Source organism: Pseudomonas sp. zbq_18 (genome assembly GCF_043102245.1).
Classification (GTDB): domain Bacteria; phylum Pseudomonadota; class Gammaproteobacteria; order Pseudomonadales; family Pseudomonadaceae; genus Aquipseudomonas.
The window spans coordinates 120,534-135,123 of record NZ_JBICIT010000013.1; the positions used below are offsets into that span (position 1 = coordinate 120,534).

14 protein-coding genes and 1 pseudogene are annotated in these 14,590 nt (G+C 64.4%); 5 read left to right on the forward strand and 10 right to left on the reverse strand.

Going from position 1 to position 14,590, the window contains the following annotated elements:
* Positions 1 to 15 precede the first annotated feature (15 nt).
* Entirely contained in the window at positions 16 to 1,140 is a 1,125-nt protein-coding gene (locus ACF8C6_RS10135; protein WP_392499156.1) for a methyltransferase, read from the reverse strand.
* A 190-nt stretch (positions 1,141 to 1,330) separates the two neighbouring features.
* Between ACF8C6_RS10135 and ACF8C6_RS10140 the strand changes: the two genes are divergently transcribed.
* The gene (locus ACF8C6_RS10140; protein ID WP_392499157.1) at positions 1,331 to 2,107 is read left to right on the forward strand and encodes a ferredoxin--NADP reductase; all 777 of its coding nucleotides are present in this window, start codon (positions 1,331 to 1,333) and stop codon (positions 2,105 to 2,107) included.
* On the opposite strand, the gene ACF8C6_RS10145 is transcribed toward ACF8C6_RS10140, so the two are convergent.
* The 4 genes from ACF8C6_RS10145 to ACF8C6_RS10160 all read right to left on the reverse strand — a co-directional run bounded on the left by ACF8C6_RS10145 (position 2,108) and on the right by ACF8C6_RS10160 (position 4,794).
* A complete protein-coding gene (locus ACF8C6_RS10145; RefSeq protein WP_392499158.1) occupies positions 2,108 to 3,133 on the reverse strand; it encodes a CNNM domain-containing protein in 1,026 nt (341 codons plus the stop codon).
* A gap of 132 nt (positions 3,134 to 3,265) precedes the next feature.
* The gene (mscL, locus tag ACF8C6_RS10150; RefSeq protein ID WP_392499159.1) at positions 3,266 to 3,679 is read right to left on the reverse strand and encodes a large-conductance mechanosensitive channel protein MscL; all 414 of its coding nucleotides are present in this window, start codon (positions 3,677 to 3,679) and stop codon (positions 3,266 to 3,268) included.
* A 43-nt stretch (positions 3,680 to 3,722) separates the two neighbouring features.
* The gene (locus ACF8C6_RS10155) at positions 3,723 to 4,469 is read right to left on the reverse strand and encodes an EAL domain-containing protein (RefSeq protein WP_392499160.1); all 747 of its coding nucleotides are present in this window, start codon (positions 4,467 to 4,469) and stop codon (positions 3,723 to 3,725) included.
* Between the two features lie 73 nt (positions 4,470 to 4,542).
* Complete coding sequence (locus tag ACF8C6_RS10160) at positions 4,543 to 4,794, reverse strand: YdcH family protein (RefSeq protein ID WP_392499161.1); 252 nt, start codon at positions 4,792 to 4,794, stop codon at positions 4,543 to 4,545.
* Positions 4,795 to 4,936: 142 nt separating this feature from the next.
* Here ACF8C6_RS10160 and ACF8C6_RS10165 point away from each other — a divergent pair, with 142 nt between their 5' ends.
* Complete coding sequence (locus ACF8C6_RS10165) at positions 4,937 to 5,242, forward strand: YdcH family protein (protein WP_277692288.1); 306 nt, start codon at positions 4,937 to 4,939, stop codon at positions 5,240 to 5,242.
* Here ACF8C6_RS10165 and ACF8C6_RS10170 read toward each other — a convergent pair.
* On the reverse strand, positions 5,223 to 5,714 hold the full coding sequence (locus ACF8C6_RS10170) for a GNAT family N-acetyltransferase (RefSeq protein WP_392499162.1): 492 nt from the start codon (positions 5,712 to 5,714) through the stop codon (positions 5,223 to 5,225). The two genes, ACF8C6_RS10165 and ACF8C6_RS10170, sit on opposite strands and share 20 nt — an antisense overlap.
* A 72-nt stretch (positions 5,715 to 5,786) precedes the next feature.
* On the opposite strand from ACF8C6_RS10170, the gene radA reads away from it, so the two are divergent.
* Together radA and ACF8C6_RS10180 are read left to right on the forward strand one after the other, a co-directional pair.
* The gene (gene radA / locus ACF8C6_RS10175; RefSeq protein WP_392499163.1) at positions 5,787 to 7,154 is read left to right on the forward strand and encodes a DNA repair protein RadA; all 1,368 of its coding nucleotides are present in this window, start codon (positions 5,787 to 5,789) and stop codon (positions 7,152 to 7,154) included.
* A 109-nt stretch (positions 7,155 to 7,263) separates the two neighbouring features.
* Positions 7,264 to 7,410, forward strand: coding sequence for a hypothetical protein (locus ACF8C6_RS10180; protein ID WP_392499164.1), 147 nt, complete (start codon positions 7,264 to 7,266; stop codon positions 7,408 to 7,410).
* 59 nt (positions 7,411 to 7,469) lie between these two features.
* Here the strand turns inward: ACF8C6_RS10180 and ACF8C6_RS10185 are convergent, their stop codons facing one another.
* Positions 7,470 to 7,841 (reverse strand): PilZ domain-containing protein, encoded by a 372-nt coding sequence (locus ACF8C6_RS10185; RefSeq protein ID WP_392499165.1) that lies wholly within the window; start codon positions 7,839 to 7,841, stop codon positions 7,470 to 7,472.
* A gap of 144 nt (positions 7,842 to 7,985) precedes the next feature.
* Here ACF8C6_RS10185 and ACF8C6_RS10190 point away from each other — a divergent pair, with 144 nt between their 5' ends.
* Positions 7,986 to 8,492 (forward strand): DUF3015 domain-containing protein, encoded by a 507-nt coding sequence (locus tag ACF8C6_RS10190; RefSeq protein ID WP_392499167.1) that lies wholly within the window; start codon positions 7,986 to 7,988, stop codon positions 8,490 to 8,492.
* 60 nt (positions 8,493 to 8,552) lie between these two features.
* Here ACF8C6_RS10190 and glyA read toward each other — a convergent pair whose 3' ends face one another.
* The 3 genes and pseudogenes from glyA to ACF8C6_RS10205 all read right to left on the reverse strand — a co-directional run.
* Positions 8,553 to 9,806 (reverse strand): serine hydroxymethyltransferase, encoded by a 1,254-nt coding sequence (gene glyA, locus ACF8C6_RS10195; protein WP_392499168.1) that lies wholly within the window; start codon positions 9,804 to 9,806, stop codon positions 8,553 to 8,555.
* 123 nt (positions 9,807 to 9,929) lie between these two features.
* A complete protein-coding gene (locus ACF8C6_RS10200; protein WP_392499413.1) occupies positions 9,930 to 13,973 on the reverse strand; it encodes an EAL domain-containing protein in 4,044 nt (1,347 codons plus the stop codon).
* Positions 13,974 to 14,212: 239 nt separating this feature from the next.
* A pseudogene (locus tag ACF8C6_RS10205) lies at positions 14,213 to 14,548 on the reverse strand (LysR substrate-binding domain-containing protein); the annotation flags it as partial.
* Between the last annotated feature and the right edge of the window lie 42 nt (positions 14,549 to 14,590).

A 14,590-nucleotide genomic window follows, 5' to 3' on the forward strand; every position in this document is an offset into this window, starting at 1 on the left:
TCGCGGTCATCGGGCCTACTTGGTGGCCTTGAGCACCACGAACTTGGGAGTGGCGGCGACCTGCTCGACGCCGCGGAACAGGCGCTTGAGCTTGGCGTGGTAGCCGAGGTGGCGGTTGCCGACGATCCACAGCTCGCCGCCGGTGACCAGCGCGGCGCGCGCCTGCTGGAACATGCGCCAGGCGAGGAAGTCGCCGACCACCTGTTGCTGGTGGAAGGGCGGGTTGCACAGCACCAGATCGAGCGAATCGGCGGGCAGCTCGGCCAGGCCGTCGGCGGCGAGGAAGCTCGCCGGGCGCTCGCCGAGTGCGGCCTTCCAGTTTTCCGCGGCCGATTGCACGGCCATGTACGACTCGTCGACCAGGGTCAGTTCGGCGTGCGGGTTGGCCAGGGCGAAGGCGATGGCCAGCACGCCGTTGCCGCAGCCGAGGTCGGCCACGCGCTGCGGTGCCAGCGATTTCGGCAGGTGCGGGAGGAAGGCGCGGGTGCCGATGTCCAGACCGTCACGGCAGAACACGTTGGCGTGGTTGACCAGCTCCAGCGCCGGTTTTTCCAGGCGGTAGCGTGTCGGGTAGGGCGACTTCGGTGCCGGTTTGCTTTCCGGCGTGGCCGTCAGCAGGCGCGCCTTCTTCACCGCCAGCGAGGCTTGCAACGGGCCGATGTACTGCTCCATCAGCTCGCCGGCGCTGCGCGGCAGATGCTTGATCATCGCCCCGGCAATCACCTTGGCGCCGGGAGCGAGCTGACCATGCAGGCGGATCAGCTGTTCTTCCAGCAAGGCCAGGGTCTTGGGCACGCGGATCAGCACCCAGTCGAACGGGCCTTGCGCCGTTTCACTGGCGGGGACGAACTGCACGGCGTCGGCGGCCAGGCCGTTGCGCGCGAGGTTCTTCTGCAGGGCGAGAAAGCCCAGGTGCGAATCGCCGCTGCTGGTCACCCGGCAGTGCGCGGCCAGCGAGCAGGCCAGGGCACCGAAGCCGTCGTTGAGCAGTAGCACCCGGCTGTCGGCGCTCAGGCCCTGTTCGTGCAGGTGGGCGAGCAGGTACTCGTCTGCGGCGTCGAAGGCCTGCAGCGGCTCGTTGGCCATCTCGGGCTGGCGGATCAGGTCGAGCTGGGCGAAGGGCGTGTCGAGAATAGGCATGGAAACCGTCGGTGTTTATAGGCGGCGCTTTGCGCGAGACTGTATTGCAGCTTGGTATCCGCAGCTGTTGTGGGAGCGGCTTTAGCCGCGATGGAAACCCTAAGGCACCTTCGCGGCTAGAGCGGATTGCCGCCCAGCCGCTCCCACGGCAGTGTTCCGGACAGCAGCGGTTATGGATATGGGAGAAAGTATGACCGCCAGCGAAGAGAAGTTCACCCGCCAGAGCCTCACCGAGGTCCGCGTCTGGTCACCCAGCCTGTTCAGCCTGACCTGCACCCGCGACGCCGCTTTCCGCTTCCGCGCCGGGCAGTTCGTGCGCCTGGGTGTGCGCAAGGCCGAAGGCGCGGTGGTCTGGCGTGCCTACTCGATCGTCTCGGCGCCGCACGACGACCATCTGGAGTTCTTCTCCATCGTCGTGCCTGGCGGCGAGTTCACCAGCCAGCTGAGTCGGCTCCAGGCCGGCGACGAGCTGCTGGTGGAGAAGCAGGCCACCGGCTTTCTCACCCTCGACCGCTTCGCCGATGGCCGCGATCTGTGGCTGATCGCTACCGGCACCGGGCTGGCGCCGTTCCTGTCGATCCTGCAGGACCTGGAAGTCTGGCAGCGTTTCGAGCGCATTGTGCTGGTGTACAGCGCCCGCGACCGTGGCGAGTTGGCCTATCAGTCGCTGATCGCCGAGTTGCCCCAGCGCGAATGGCTGGAAGGTGCGGGGCACAAGCTGCAGTACATCCCGGTGGTGACGCGCGAACAGGTGCCCGACGCGCTGCATGAGCGGGTCACCACGCTGATCGAGAACGGCGAGCTGGAGCGCGCCGCCGGCCTCAAGCTTGCGCCCGAGCACTCGCGCATCATGCTCTGCGGCAACCCGCAGATGATCGAAGACACCCGTGCCGTGCTCAAGGCGCGCCACCTCAACCTGGCGCTGGCCCGCAGGCCAGGCCAGGTGGCGGTGGAGAACTACTGGTAGTCAGTCCTCGCGGATGCACTTGATGCGGTGTTCCCAGCGGCGCTTGGCGAAGCGGCGCATGTTGGGAATGTCGTCGGTTTCGTCGAGGATCGGCTTGCCTATGATGGTTTCCATGATGTCTTCCAGGGTCACCAGGCCGTGCCAGCTACCGAACTCGTCGTAGACCAGGCACATGTGCTGGCGCTCGTGCATCAGCTGCGTCATCAGGCTCTCCACGTTCATGGTGTCCGGCACCACCTTGAGCGGCTTCATGATGCTGGTGACCGTGGCGGCGTCATCCTCGGCGGCCAGGGCGTCATAGCGGAACACCACGCCCAGCGGCGCTTCACCTTCGCCGATTACCGGGTAACGGGAGAACTGGCTTTCCTTGACCCGCGCCTTGAACGCGCCGATCGAATCGTCCGGCGCGGCGCACTCGCAGACGATGCGCGGGGTCATGATGTCGCGCAGCTTGATCTCGTGCAGGTCGAGGATGTTGTTGATCACGCGCTGTTCGTCTTCGTCCAGCTTGCCCACTTCGCGGCCGAGCAGGGTCAGCGCCTTGATCTCCTGACGGATGTCGGGTTCCGGGGCCTTGCCGCCGAACAGGCGCATGATCAGGTCGGACATCAGGATGAACGGTTTGAGCAGCAGGATCATGCCGCCCAGCAGGCTTGGCAGGAAGGGCGCCAGGGTGCGCCAGTAACGGGCGCCGATGGTCTTCGGCAGGATCTCCGACAGCACCAGGATCAGCAGGGTCATGATCGCCGAGGCAGCGCCCAGGTAGCCGTCGCCGAAGACGATGGTCACCTGCGCACCGACGCCAGTGGCGCCGACGGTGTGGGCCACGGTATTGAGCGTGAGGATGGCCGCGAGGGGCTGGTCGATCTGTTCCTTCAGCGCTTTCATGCGCTCATACAGCTTGGGGCGCTCGAGCTTCTGCTGGGCGATGTAGCTGGGCGTCAGGGAGAGCAGGGCGGCTTCGAGGATGGAGCAGATAAACGAAACCAGGATGGAGAGGACAGCGAACGCTATCAGGAGTGTCATGTAGTGGGGGAAAGTAGCCAATGGCCCACTAATTTAACGGATTTGCTTGAAAAAACCCGATTAAACACAGGAAAGATGCAACATTTCGTATCGGCGCGCAGGACGCGCCGGCGGCGCGCCCTGCAGCCTAGGTCACTGCTTGCTCTGTTGGCTCTTCAACAGGTCGCGAATTTCCGTGAGCAGCTCCTGGTCCTTGGTCGGCGCCGGCGGCGCGGCCGGTGCGGCTTCTTCCTCGCGCTTGAGGCGGTTGATCACCTTGACGCCCATGAAGATGGCGAAGGCGACGATGACGAAGTCGAGCATGGTCTGAATGAACTTGCCGTAGCCCAGGGTGACGGCGGGAATGTCGCCCTCGGCGGCCTTGAGCACGATGGCCAGGTCGGAGAAGTCGACCCCGCCGATCAGCAGGCCGATCGGCGGCATGACCACGTCGCCGACGAAGGAGCTGACGATCTTGCCGAAGGCGGCGCCGATGATGATGCCGACGGCCATGTCGACCACGTTACCCTTGACCGCGAAGGCCTTGAATTCGCTGAGTATGCTCATGTTTCACTCCCTGAGTTTCTGGTTGTGCCGGCCAGTGTAATGGCTAAGCGGGATAATGTACTTCAGGCAAGGTCTCGAAGCCGGGTTTGGCCAGCAAATAGCCCTGGAACAGCGCCACCCCCATCTGCTGCAGGCAGTTCAATTCGGCCTGGGTCTCGATGCCCTCGGCGATGACGCGAATGCCAAGCCTGCGGCACATCTGCAGGGTGGTTTCGACCAGCACCTGGCGCACGCGGTCGCCATCCACGCCCCGGATCAGATCCATGTCCAGCTTGATCAGGTCGGGTTGGAAGTCGGCCAGCAGATTGAGCCCGGCATAGCCGGCACCAAAGTCGTCGATGGCGGTCATGAAGCCCTGCTTGCGGTAGGCGCGCAGGATATTGGTGAGGTGCGGGATATCGAGCACCTGTTCCTGCTCGGTGACTTCGAAAATGATGCGTTCGAGCGGGAAGTTGCAGCGGGCGGCAGCTTCCAGGGTGGCACGGATGCAGGTTTCCGCACGGTACACGGCGTTGGGCATGAAATTGATCGAAACCATGGCCGGGATCTGCAGGCGTGCGGCCCACTCCACGGCCTTGATTCGGCAGCTCTGGTCGAAGGCATAGCGATTGTTTTCATCGACCTGGGCTAGCAGGCTGCCGGCCGATTCGCCGGCGCTGCCGCGTACCAGAGCCTCATAGGCAAATACTTCACGGCGCTGCAGGTCGACAATCGGCTGGAAGGCCATGCTGATGGGGAAGTCCAGTCCCTTGCCCTCGCGGCAAGCGGAACAGCCTGGGTTTGCGGTCATGGAGAGACTCTCAAGAGGTTTGCACCACGGTAAGCAAAAAAGCTCGGCCTGTCTTGTTCAATTCAGCCCGGCATCAGGCGTCAGCGCCGAATGTGCGCAAGCGCTCGGCGATCTTGTCCTTTAGCTGCACTCGCTCGTTCTTCAGGGCATGCAGGGCCAGGTCGTCAAGAGCCTCGCGGCCGTCTTCCACTTCGTAGATGCGTTTGTCCAGGCTCTCGTACTGCTGTGCCAGTCGACTGAAGTGGGCGTCCTGTGCGTACAGGGCTTGCAGTTGCTGGCGGTATTCGGGGAATTCACGGGTCAGGGGGTGATGTTCGAGCGGCATGTCGAGTCCTCCGGTCGGTGTATTCCTGTTCAGCCTAGCTCAGGCTTTTACAAGCTAAATAGTTAGCTAGCTATTGATGTGGATCAATAAGCTGCCTGCGGTGGCTGATTAAAATATGAACACTTATTCAGGAGGTACTTCCATGAAAAGCCCGCTTCAAGTATTGCCCCAGGAGTTTTCCCAGCTGCGCGCGGAGTTGCAGCGTTTGCGTCAGAACGACAGCCACTTTGCCCGTCTGGTCGAGCAGTTCGATGAGCTGGATGCGCGTATCGAGCGAGTCGAAAACAGCATGGAGTGTCTCGACGAACTCTCCCTGGGGCGCCTGAAGCGCTCCCGTCAGGTGTACCGGGATACCCTTGCCCGCCATTTCGACCGTGCCAGAGGCCAGTGCTGCGGTTGCGGCAAGGCCTGTTCCTCACGCCAGGCGACTAGTGCAGCGGCGGGTTGATTAGATAGCTGATGAGTCCGGCATCATCGCCGGGCCAGATTTGCCGGGTGCCGAGTGGTAGTTCGGCCAGCACCTTTCGCCAGAAAGCGGCAGCCTGTTCGTCACCGCCGTAGAAACGCACCAGCCAGGTGCCGCCATCACACATGACCTGTTGCACCAGGGCGCGCCCTATGCCCTGGCGGCGGTATTTCTTGAGGATGAACAGATCCGCGAACTCCTGGGCGTCGATGCCGGGCAGTTCGCTGCGCTCGATCAGCAGGAAGCCGGCGATGAAGCCGTCCACCAGGATCAGGCTGGCGCTCCACCCGGCGTCGCTCCAGTAGCGGGCCAGATGCGGCTCGTGGATGTAGTAGCGACCGTCGGCCTCGATGTCTTCGTCTTCCCAGTCCGAGGACTCGTAGGCGTAGAACTGGTAGAGGTTGGCGATCAGCGGCGCCTGGTCGGCGGTGGTGGGGATCAGCTCAATGTGCATGGCAGGCTCGCAAGGGCGACTCGGGGCGGTGCGGGCGCTATTATCGCCGTTTTTCAGCGGGCGGAGATTTCCATGGCCAAGGCCAAGCGCATGTATGGCTGCACCGAGTGCGGCGCCACCTTTCCCAAGTGGGCCGGGCAGTGCGGCGAATGCGGGGCCTGGAATACCCTGACCGAGACCGTGATCGAAAGTGGCGGCGCCGGTGCGCCGTCCGGGCGCGGTGGCTGGGCCGGCCAGCAGGCGCAGATCAAGACCCTGGCCGAGGTCAGCGTCGAGGAAGTGCCGCGCTTTTCCACCGTCTCCGGCGAGCTGGACCGGGTGCTCGGCGGCGGCCTGGTGGACGGCTCGGTGGTACTGATCGGCGGCGACCCCGGCATCGGCAAGTCGACCATCCTGCTGCAGACCCTGTGCAATATCGCCCAGCGCCTGCCGGCCCTGTACGTCACCGGTGAGGAATCCCAGCAGCAGGTGGCCATGCGCGCGCGCCGGCTGGAACTGCCGCAGGACAAGCTCAAGGTGATGACCGAGACCTGCATCGAGTCGATCATCGACGTAGCCCGCCGCGAGCAGCCCAAGGTGATGGTGATCGACTCGATCCAGACCATCTTCACCGAGCAGCTGCAGTCTGCCCCCGGCGGCGTGGCCCAGGTGCGCGAGAGCGCGGCGCTGCTGGTGCGCTTCGCCAAGCAGAGCGGCACGGCGATCTTCCTGGTCGGCCACGTGACCAAGGAGGGCGCCCTGGCCGGCCCGCGCGTGCTCGAGCACATGGTCGACACGGTGCTGTATTTCGAGGGCGAGTCCGACGGCCGCCTGCGGCTGCTGCGCGCGGTGAAGAACCGCTTCGGCGCGGTCAACGAGCTGGGCGTGTTCGGCATGACCGACAAGGGCCTCAAGGAAGTCACCAACCCTTCGGCGATCTTCCTCACCCGCGCCCAGGAGGCGGTGCCCGGCAGTGTGGTGATGGCCACCTGGGAAGGCACCCGGCCGATGCTGGTGGAGGTGCAGGCGCTGGTCGATACCAGCCACACGGCCAACCCCAAGCGCGTGACCCTGGGCCTGGACCAGAACCGCCTGGCCATGCTGCTGGCGGTGTTGCACCGCCATGGCGGCATCCCCACCTACGACCAGGACGTGTTCCTCAACGTGGTCGGCGGCGTGAAGGTGCTGGAGACGGCTTCGGACCTGGCGCTGATGGCGGCGGTGATCTCCAGCCTGCGCAACAAGCCGTTGCCGCATGATCTGCTGGTGTTTGGCGAGATCGGCCTGTCTGGCGAGATCCGCCCGGTGCCGAGCGGCCAGGAACGCCTCAAGGAAGCCGCCAAGCATGGTTTCAAGCGCGCCATCGTGCCGCGTGGCAATGCGCCCAAGGAGGCGCCGGCCGGCCTGCAGGTCATCGCCGTGACGCGTCTGGAGCAGGCGCTGGACGCGCTGTTCGAGTGACGTAGCTGCGGCGCTCTGTCGCTGCACTGAACTCGCTGCATTTGTCACAGATCAATCTTGCTGTAACAGCGGCGAGCGAGCATGAGCCTGCCTATAAAGGAGATGGCTCATGTTCCTGTTCTTCGACCTTTTTGCCAAAACCCTCAATTACGAGCCGGGGCGCCCGCGTGACAACGCTGAAGCGCGCCGCGAAGCGAGCCTGGGCTCGCGCCGCGTAGAGGCGCGGCGGCGTCAGCCGCAGCCCGGTGGCAAGTGAGTCGGGCCGCAAACACGAAGGGCGCCAATTGGCGCCCTTCGTCATGTTGGTGAATGGTTCTAGTCGTCTTCGCCCAATGCGGCCAGTTCGCGCTCCAGCAGTCCTTCATCTCCCAGATTGAGCTCGACCAGGCGACGCAGGTGGCTGATGGAGTCCAGGTCGATATGCCGGCAGACGAAGCCGAGCAGGTCGTTGCGGGTCCGGGTCAGTACCACTTCCATCTGCAGCTGGGTATTGGCATCCAGCGCGATGCTGGCCGTGAAGGGTTGGTCCGGGTCGCCGTTCCAGTCACGCGGGCGTTTGACCAGTAGGCCTTTGAGCGACACATCATGCAGCTCAACCGACCAGTGCCGTTCGCCCTGGGTCAACTCGGTTGCAGCGTCGAAGGCAATACGCTGGAAGCGCCGACGCTCGGTGGCAGATTCACTCATGCCAAGACTCCTGAAGGGTTTAGGACACTATAGCCAAGACGTATCGGTTTGCCGATGGATTAGCACCGTCGGTTTGACAGAGTGGGAAGTGTCGCCAAAGCTGCTATAGCGGTTTGATTACCTTCTAATTGCGGAGCGATGGACATGGCAAAACGACTTCTGACCAAGGGTTTGGTATTGGGTGTTATGGGGCTGGCCAGTGTGGCTGCCCAGGCCGGTCAGGCCGGTGGCGGTGGCTGCGGTTGGGGCAACATGGTGTTCGAGGGGCAGAGGGGTCTGATCCCGCACCTGTTGGCCACGACCACCAACGGCACTTCGGGTAATGCCACGTTTGGTCTCACCTCGGGCACCAACGGCTGTGACTCCAGTGTGACCCTGGGCTACGGTGGCCGCTCGCTGTTCGCCATGAATGGCATGCTCGACAACATCGCCGAAGACATGGCCCTGGGCCAGGGCGAGGCGCTGGACGCCTATGCCACGCTGCTGGGCATTGAGCAGCAGGATCGTGCTCACTTTGCCCAGGTGACCCACGAGAACTTCGGTGAAATCTTTGCCAGTGAAAGCGCCACCGGCGAGCAGGTGCTGGCGGCCACGCTTGAGGTCATGAGCCGCGACGAACGTCTGGCGCGCTACGCCAAGCAACCGGCCTGAGTTCATCGCCCACAAAAAAGCCCGGCCAATTGGCCGGGCTTTTTCATGCGCGTCTGACGCTTAGTTGCCGTATACCGGCAGCTTGGCGCAGATGGCCTTGACCTTCTCGCGCACCGCGTCGACCACGGACTCGTCGCCCATGTTCTGCAGAATGTCGCAGATCCAGCCGGCCAGTTCCTGGCACTCGGCTTCCTTGAAGCCGCGGGTGGTCACAGCGGGGGTGCCGATGCGCAGGCCGGAGGTGACGAAGGGCGAACGCGGGTCGTTCGGCACACTGTTCTTGTTCACGGTGATGTAGGCACGACCCAGGGCGGCGTCGGCGTCCTTACCGGTGATGTCCTGCTTGATCAGCGACAGCAGGAACAGATGGTTCTGAGTGCCGCCGGACACCACGTCGAAGCCGCGCTCGATGAACACCTGGGCCATGGCCTGGGCATTCTTCACCACCTGCTGCTGGTAGGCCTTGAACTCGGGCTGCAGGGCTTCCTTGAAGCAGATGGCCTTGGCCGCGATCACGTGCTCCAGCGGGCCACCCTGGGCCCCCGGGAAGACGGCAGAGTTGAGCTTCTTCTCGATCTCTTCGTTCTTGCGCGCCAGGATCAGGCCGCCGCGCGGGCCGCGCAGAGTCTTGTGGGTAGTGGTGGTGACCACGTCGGCGAAGGGCACCGGGTTCGGGTACACGCCGGCGGCAACCAGACCGGCCACGTGGGCCATGTCGACGAACAGGTAGGCACCGACCTTGTCGGCAATGGCGCGGAAGCGGGCGAAGTCCAGCACCTGCGAGTAGGCAGAGAAGCCGGCCACGATCATCTTCGGCTTGTGCTCGACGGCCAGGCGTTCGACTTCGTCGTAGTCGATCAGGCCGGCGTCGGTGATGCCGTACTGCACGGCGTTGTACAGCTTGCCGGACGAGGAAACCGAAGCACCGTGGGTCAGGTGGCCACCGTGGGCCAGGCTCATGCCGAGGATGGTGTCACCGGCGCTCAGCAGGGCCAGGTAGACGGCGGCGTTGGCCTGGGAGCCGGCGTGCGGCTGGACGTTGGCATAGTCGGCGCCGAACAGCTGCTTGGCGCGGTCGATGGCCAGTTGCTCGACGATGTCGACGTATTCGCAGCCGCCGTAGTAGCGCTTGCCCGGATAACCTTCGGCGTACTTGTTGGTCAGCACGCTGCCCTGGGCTTCCATCACCGCCGGGCTGGTGTAGTTCTCGGAAGCGATCAGCTCGATGTGGTGCTCCTGGCGCTGGGCTTCTTGCTCCATGGCGGCAAAGAGTTCGGCATCGTAGCGGGCAATGGTCAAATCACGGCTGAACATGCGGGTCACCTGATCTATCAGCTGGCGAAGGGAAAGGCGCGCATTCTACCCGATGTGCCCTGGGCTGGCACATGAAAGGCAGTCAACTGGCGGACAAGCGGGCCTCAAGCAGCACGCGGTCGCTCAACTGAGGACGAACAGGGCGTTGCCGCCGAACTGAGCCTCGAACTGCTCGGCCGGCATCGGCTTGCCGAACAGGTAGCCCTGCACCTCGTCGCAATCGTGTTCGCGCAGGAAGTCCAGCTGCTGCTGGGTTTCCACTCCCTCGGCGATCACTGCCAGGTTCAGGCTATGCGCCATGGCGATGATGGCGCGGGCGATCTGTGCATCCTGTTCGCCGGGCAGGCCGTCGACGAAACTGCGGTCGATCTTCAGTACGTCGATGGGGAACTGCTTGAGGTAGTTGAGCGAGCTGTAGCCGGTGCCGAAGTCGTCCACTGCGATGCACAGGCCGAGTTTCTTCAGGCTGGCCAGCATCTGCAGGGTCTCGCCGACATCGCGCATCAGGATCGATTCGGTCAGTTCCAGCTCTAGGCAGGCAGGGGGCAGGCCGCTGTCGCTGAGGATGCGCGAGATACGCATGCCCAGCTGGCCGTCGGCGAACTGGCGTGCCGACAGGTTGACCGAGATCTTGGGCACGCGCACCTGGACGTCGTGCCAGGCCTTGAGCTGGCGGCAGGCTTCGTTGATCACCCAGTCGCCGACCTGGGCGATCAGGCCCAGCTCCTCGAGTACGGGGATGAATTCGTAGGGCGCCACCAGGCCGCGGCGGGGATGGTGCCAGCGTAGCAGGGCCTCGGCACCGGTCAGGCGGCGGCCGTCACCGGACAGCTGCGGCTGGTAATAGAGCGCGAACTGGCCTTGCTCCAGGGCGTGGCGCAGGTCGCTTTCCAGCTCCAGGCGCTGCAGCGCGGTGGCGTTCATTTCCGCCTGGTAGAACTGGAAGTTGTTCTTGCCGCGCTCCTTGGCGTGGTACATGGCCGTGTCGGCGTTCTTCATCAGCAGGCTCAGCTCGTCGCCATCCTGTGGCGCCAGGGCGATGCCGATGGAAGCAGTGACGAAGAATTCGCGGCCTTGCAGAACGAAGGGCTGGGCCAGGCTGGCGAGGATCTGCTCGGCCACGTGGATGGCGCGGGTCAGCGCCGCTTCGCGGCTGGTGCGTGCCTGCAGCAGCAGGGTGAACTCGTCGCCGCCCATGCGTGCCACGGTGTCGTCCTCGCCGACGCAGGCGGCCAGGCGCAAAGCCACGTCCTTGAGCATGCGGTCGCCGGCGGCGTGGCCGAGGGAGTCGTTGATCGGTTTGAAACGGTCGAGGTCGAGGAACATCAGTACCACCCACTCCTCGTGCCGCTCGGCATGCTGCAGGGCGGTGTACAGGCGGTCCTGGAACAGGGTGCGGTTGGGCAGCAGGGTCAGGGCGTCGTAGTAGGCCAGGCGGTGGATGCGCTGTTCGCTGGCCTTGCGTTCGCTGATGTCGTTGAAGAAGCACACGTAGCTGACCAGGTCGCCGTCGTCGTCCTGCACCGCAGTGATGCCGACCCAGGACGGGAACTGCTCGCCGTCCTTGCGCTTGAGCCAGATCTCGCCTTCCCAGCTGCCGCGCTGGTTGAGCTGGGCGATGATGTAGGTGAATTGCGCGGCCTGCTGGCGGTCGGCGGTGAGCATGTTGGGGAACTGGTCGAGCACTTCGCTGCCGGCATAGCCGGTAATGCGCTGGAAGGTCTCGTTGATGCGCACGATGTAACCGGCCGGGTCGGTGACCAGGATGGCGGCGGTGGAGTGCTCGAACACCGTGGCGGCCATGCGCAGGTCGCGTTCGGCGCGGCGCTGTTGGGACACGTCGCGACCGATGCCGAGGATGCCTTCGAAGCGCCCCTGTTCGTCCCACATCAGCGACAGGCGCATTTCCACGGTGATCTTGCGATCGTCGGCGCGCAGGCTGTCGAACATCAGCGGTTGGCCGCTGATGCGCTGCTCGATGACTCGCAGGCGGTCGGGGTTGCCCAGGGCTGCGTTGAGTTCTTCCCACAGTTCCATCAGCTGTTCGAGCTGGCGTGGGTTGGTGATGGTGCCGAGCACGCCGTTGTGCAGCAGCCATTCCGTGCTGTAGCCAAAGATGCCTCTGGCTGAGGGGCTGATGTAGTTCAGGCGCAGGCGGCTGTCGCTGGTGATGATGACGTCGCTGATGCTTTCGGCCAGCAGCCGGTAGCGCCGCTCGCTGTCGCGCAGGCTGGCCTGGGCGGCGATTTCCCCGGTGATGTCCTTGGCCACGCCGATCAGGCGGCTGACTCGGCCGTTGCGGTCGCGGCTGAGAGCGTGCTCGCGGATGTCGAACCAGTGCCAGTTGCCATCGCGATGACGCCAGCGCAACTGGCAGTGCAGCAACTGGCCGTCGGCCACGACCTTCTGCAGATTGCGCACACGCTGGTACTGCTCGACGTCGTCGGGATGCAGGATCTTTTCCCACAGGCGCTCGCCGAAGCGCTTCAGCTCGTCCTTGCTGTAGCCCAGGTCCGGGCCAAGCCGGTTGTTGCTGAACAGTACGCGGTTGTTGCTCATGTCGTGCACGTACAGGGTGTCCGGCACCGCCCGCAGCACATCGGACCAGAAGCGCTCGCGCTCGACCAGCGACAGCTCGACACGCTTGCGGCTGGTGATGTCGTGGAGGCTCAGGGTGACCGCGCGCAGCTCTTCCCGGCGTTTGGGCAGGCGCAGGGTCAGCCACAGGTAGCGTTCATGGCCCTGGGGGGTGTGGAAATGGCTCTCGCTCATCAAATCGCGTTCGCCATCGATCAGTGCGGCGATCAGCTGGGTAAGAGGGCCTTCCGGATGTAATGGTGCGCTGCCAATCAGATGCCGCCAGATGTCACCGGGGGTCTCGGCGCCCAGCAGGTAAATGGCGACGCGGTTGGCTTCCCTGACGTGGATGGTGCGCAGCAGCTCACCCCGGTGCCCGTCATGCTCGGCCAGCCAGGGCTGCAGCTGCGAGCTGTGACGCAGGCCCTGGGCTTCGAGGTAGCTCTTCAGTTCGAACAGGTCGAGCACGCAGAGCGCCACGCCGCTGCCTTCGAAGATGTCCTGATAGCGTCTGCGGGTGTCCTGCAACACGCGCAGGGCCTTGCGTTCCTCGGTGACGTCGCGCAATACCCAGGCCCGCGCCGGCTCTGCGTTGTCGGTGTAGAGGGTATGGCAGGTGACGTTGAACAGGTGGGTGCGGCCGTCTTGCAGTACCTCGATGGGCTCGCTCTGCTCATAAAAAGCACTTTCCAGCCAGGGGGCCAGGCCCGGCAAGAGCTGCAGCAGGTGCATCTGGCTGGCGGTGCCCAGGTCCAGGCCGAACATTTGCTCGGCAACTGGGTTGAGGTAGCTGATGTGGCCATCGGGCTGGGTCACCAGCACGCGCTCATCAATGGCGCCGAGGGCGCCGATGGCGTCTTCCAGGGCGCGTTGCGACAGCGCCTGGGATTCGCGCAGGCTGCGCTGCTCGCGCAGCAGACTGAACAGCGCGAGCAGGGCCAGCACGGCGCAGAGGATGAACAACAGTAGCTTGCCGGCCTGCAGTGGCAGCAGCTGCGCGTGAAAGCGGGTGGGGTCGAACAGCGCCTGTACCTGCCAGTCGCTGCCGGCGACCGGGTACGCGCCGATACTGCGGGCGCTCGGGCCTGGGCCGCCGTGGCGCAGCAGGGATAGCTGCTCATGAGTGTCGCGCAGCTGCCAGGTCAGGTCTGCCGGTTGGCTGGGTTGCCAGTAGGCGATCGCCTTGGGGGTCAGGCGTAGGTACCAGCCGCCCGGGTGTTGCTTGGCGCGCAGGGCGATCTGGATCAGCCCGTTGCGGTAGGCGAAGTGATAGTTCTGCTGGGGCCACTCCAGCGGCGTGGCAGCTTGCGGGTCGCTGTCCAGAAGGATGCGGCCCTGGGCGTCGACCCAGGCCAGGCTATGCAGGGCTGGAAATACACCGCGCAGTTTTTCCAGTAACTGCTGCTGGTCGGCGGCGTCTGCCGGGTGCGCATGGCTGGCCAGGAAGGCCTGTGCAGCTTCCGCTTTCAGGCGTAGCAACAAGCTCAGCTGTTCTGCCAGCTGCTCGGCATGCTCCTGGTTGCGCTGGCGCTGTACCTGTTCCTGCTGGCGGGTTTCCTGATACAGCTGCCACAGCAGCAGACCCAGCATCAGCGCGACCAGCAGGGCCAGCAGGCCTTTCAATGAGCCACGGCGCGGCCTGGTGGGCGAGCTAAGAGGGTGGAGGTGGAGTCGGGGCACGCGGTAAACCCTGCGGTACGGCTGCTGGAGCGGGTTCGGGCAGAAAATGAAAGCCAGCTAGCATGCCTGTAAAAGGGGCAAAGTGCTATCACTGTCCGCTGTGTGGTCGTTGCCGCTTTCGACTGACGGCATGAGGGGAGGTTCAGGTCTCAATCGACCTGCTGCGCACTGCGTCTGATGGTATCTGCCAGCGCCTGGGCGGCGGCCGACAGCCTGATGCCGCTGCGCTGGATCAGCCCGATGGGCCGCTCGACGGTTGGCTTGCTCATGGCGATGCAGTGTCCGCCAAGCTCGCGCATCTGCTGGGTGCAGATACTCGGCACGATGCTCACCCCAAGGCCCTGGCCGACCAGGCGGCCGATGGTGGTGAACGGGTGGCTTTCGAAGGCCACGGCCAGTTGCCCCACCTGGGCCTCGATCAGTCGGCGCACCGTCGAGGGCCGTTGCAGCGCGATAAAGGGTTCGTCGCGCAGATCCTCCCGGCTGACTTCAGGTGGTGATGAGGGCGCTGCCGGGCGGGGCTACGG

Excerpts from the sequence above, each read along its gene's own strand:
- ACF8C6_RS10135 (WP_392499156.1), bottom strand. The coding sequence starts at position 1,140 with ATGCCTATTCTCGACACGCCCTTCGCCCAGCTCGACCTGATCCGCCAG.
- ACF8C6_RS10140 (WP_392499157.1), top strand. The coding sequence starts at position 1,331 with ATGACCGCCAGCGAAGAGAAGTTCACCCGCCAGAGCCTCACCGAGGTC.
- ACF8C6_RS10145 (WP_392499158.1), bottom strand. The coding sequence starts at position 3,133 with ATGACACTCCTGATAGCGTTCGCTGTCCTCTCCATCCTGGTTTCGTTT.
- mscL (WP_392499159.1), bottom strand. The coding sequence starts at position 3,679 with ATGAGCATACTCAGCGAATTCAAGGCCTTCGCGGTCAAGGGTAACGTG.
- ACF8C6_RS10155 (WP_392499160.1), bottom strand. The coding sequence starts at position 4,469 with ATGACCGCAAACCCAGGCTGTTCCGCTTGCCGCGAGGGCAAGGGACTG.
- ACF8C6_RS10160 (WP_392499161.1), bottom strand. The coding sequence starts at position 4,794 with ATGCCGCTCGAACATCACCCCCTGACCCGTGAATTCCCCGAATACCGC.
- ACF8C6_RS10165 (WP_277692288.1), top strand. The coding sequence starts at position 4,937 with ATGAAAAGCCCGCTTCAAGTATTGCCCCAGGAGTTTTCCCAGCTGCGC.
- ACF8C6_RS10170 (WP_392499162.1), bottom strand. The coding sequence starts at position 5,714 with ATGCACATTGAGCTGATCCCCACCACCGCCGACCAGGCGCCGCTGATC.
- radA (WP_392499163.1), top strand. The coding sequence starts at position 5,787 with ATGGCCAAGGCCAAGCGCATGTATGGCTGCACCGAGTGCGGCGCCACC.
- ACF8C6_RS10180 (WP_392499164.1), top strand. The coding sequence starts at position 7,264 with ATGTTCCTGTTCTTCGACCTTTTTGCCAAAACCCTCAATTACGAGCCG.
- ACF8C6_RS10185 (WP_392499165.1), bottom strand. The coding sequence starts at position 7,841 with ATGAGTGAATCTGCCACCGAGCGTCGGCGCTTCCAGCGTATTGCCTTC.
- ACF8C6_RS10190 (WP_392499167.1), top strand. The coding sequence starts at position 7,986 with ATGGCAAAACGACTTCTGACCAAGGGTTTGGTATTGGGTGTTATGGGG.
- glyA (WP_392499168.1), bottom strand. The coding sequence starts at position 9,806 with ATGTTCAGCCGTGATTTGACCATTGCCCGCTACGATGCCGAACTCTTT.
- ACF8C6_RS10200 (WP_392499413.1), bottom strand. The coding sequence starts at position 13,973 with ATGCTGGGTCTGCTGCTGTGGCAGCTGTATCAGGAAACCCGCCAGCAG.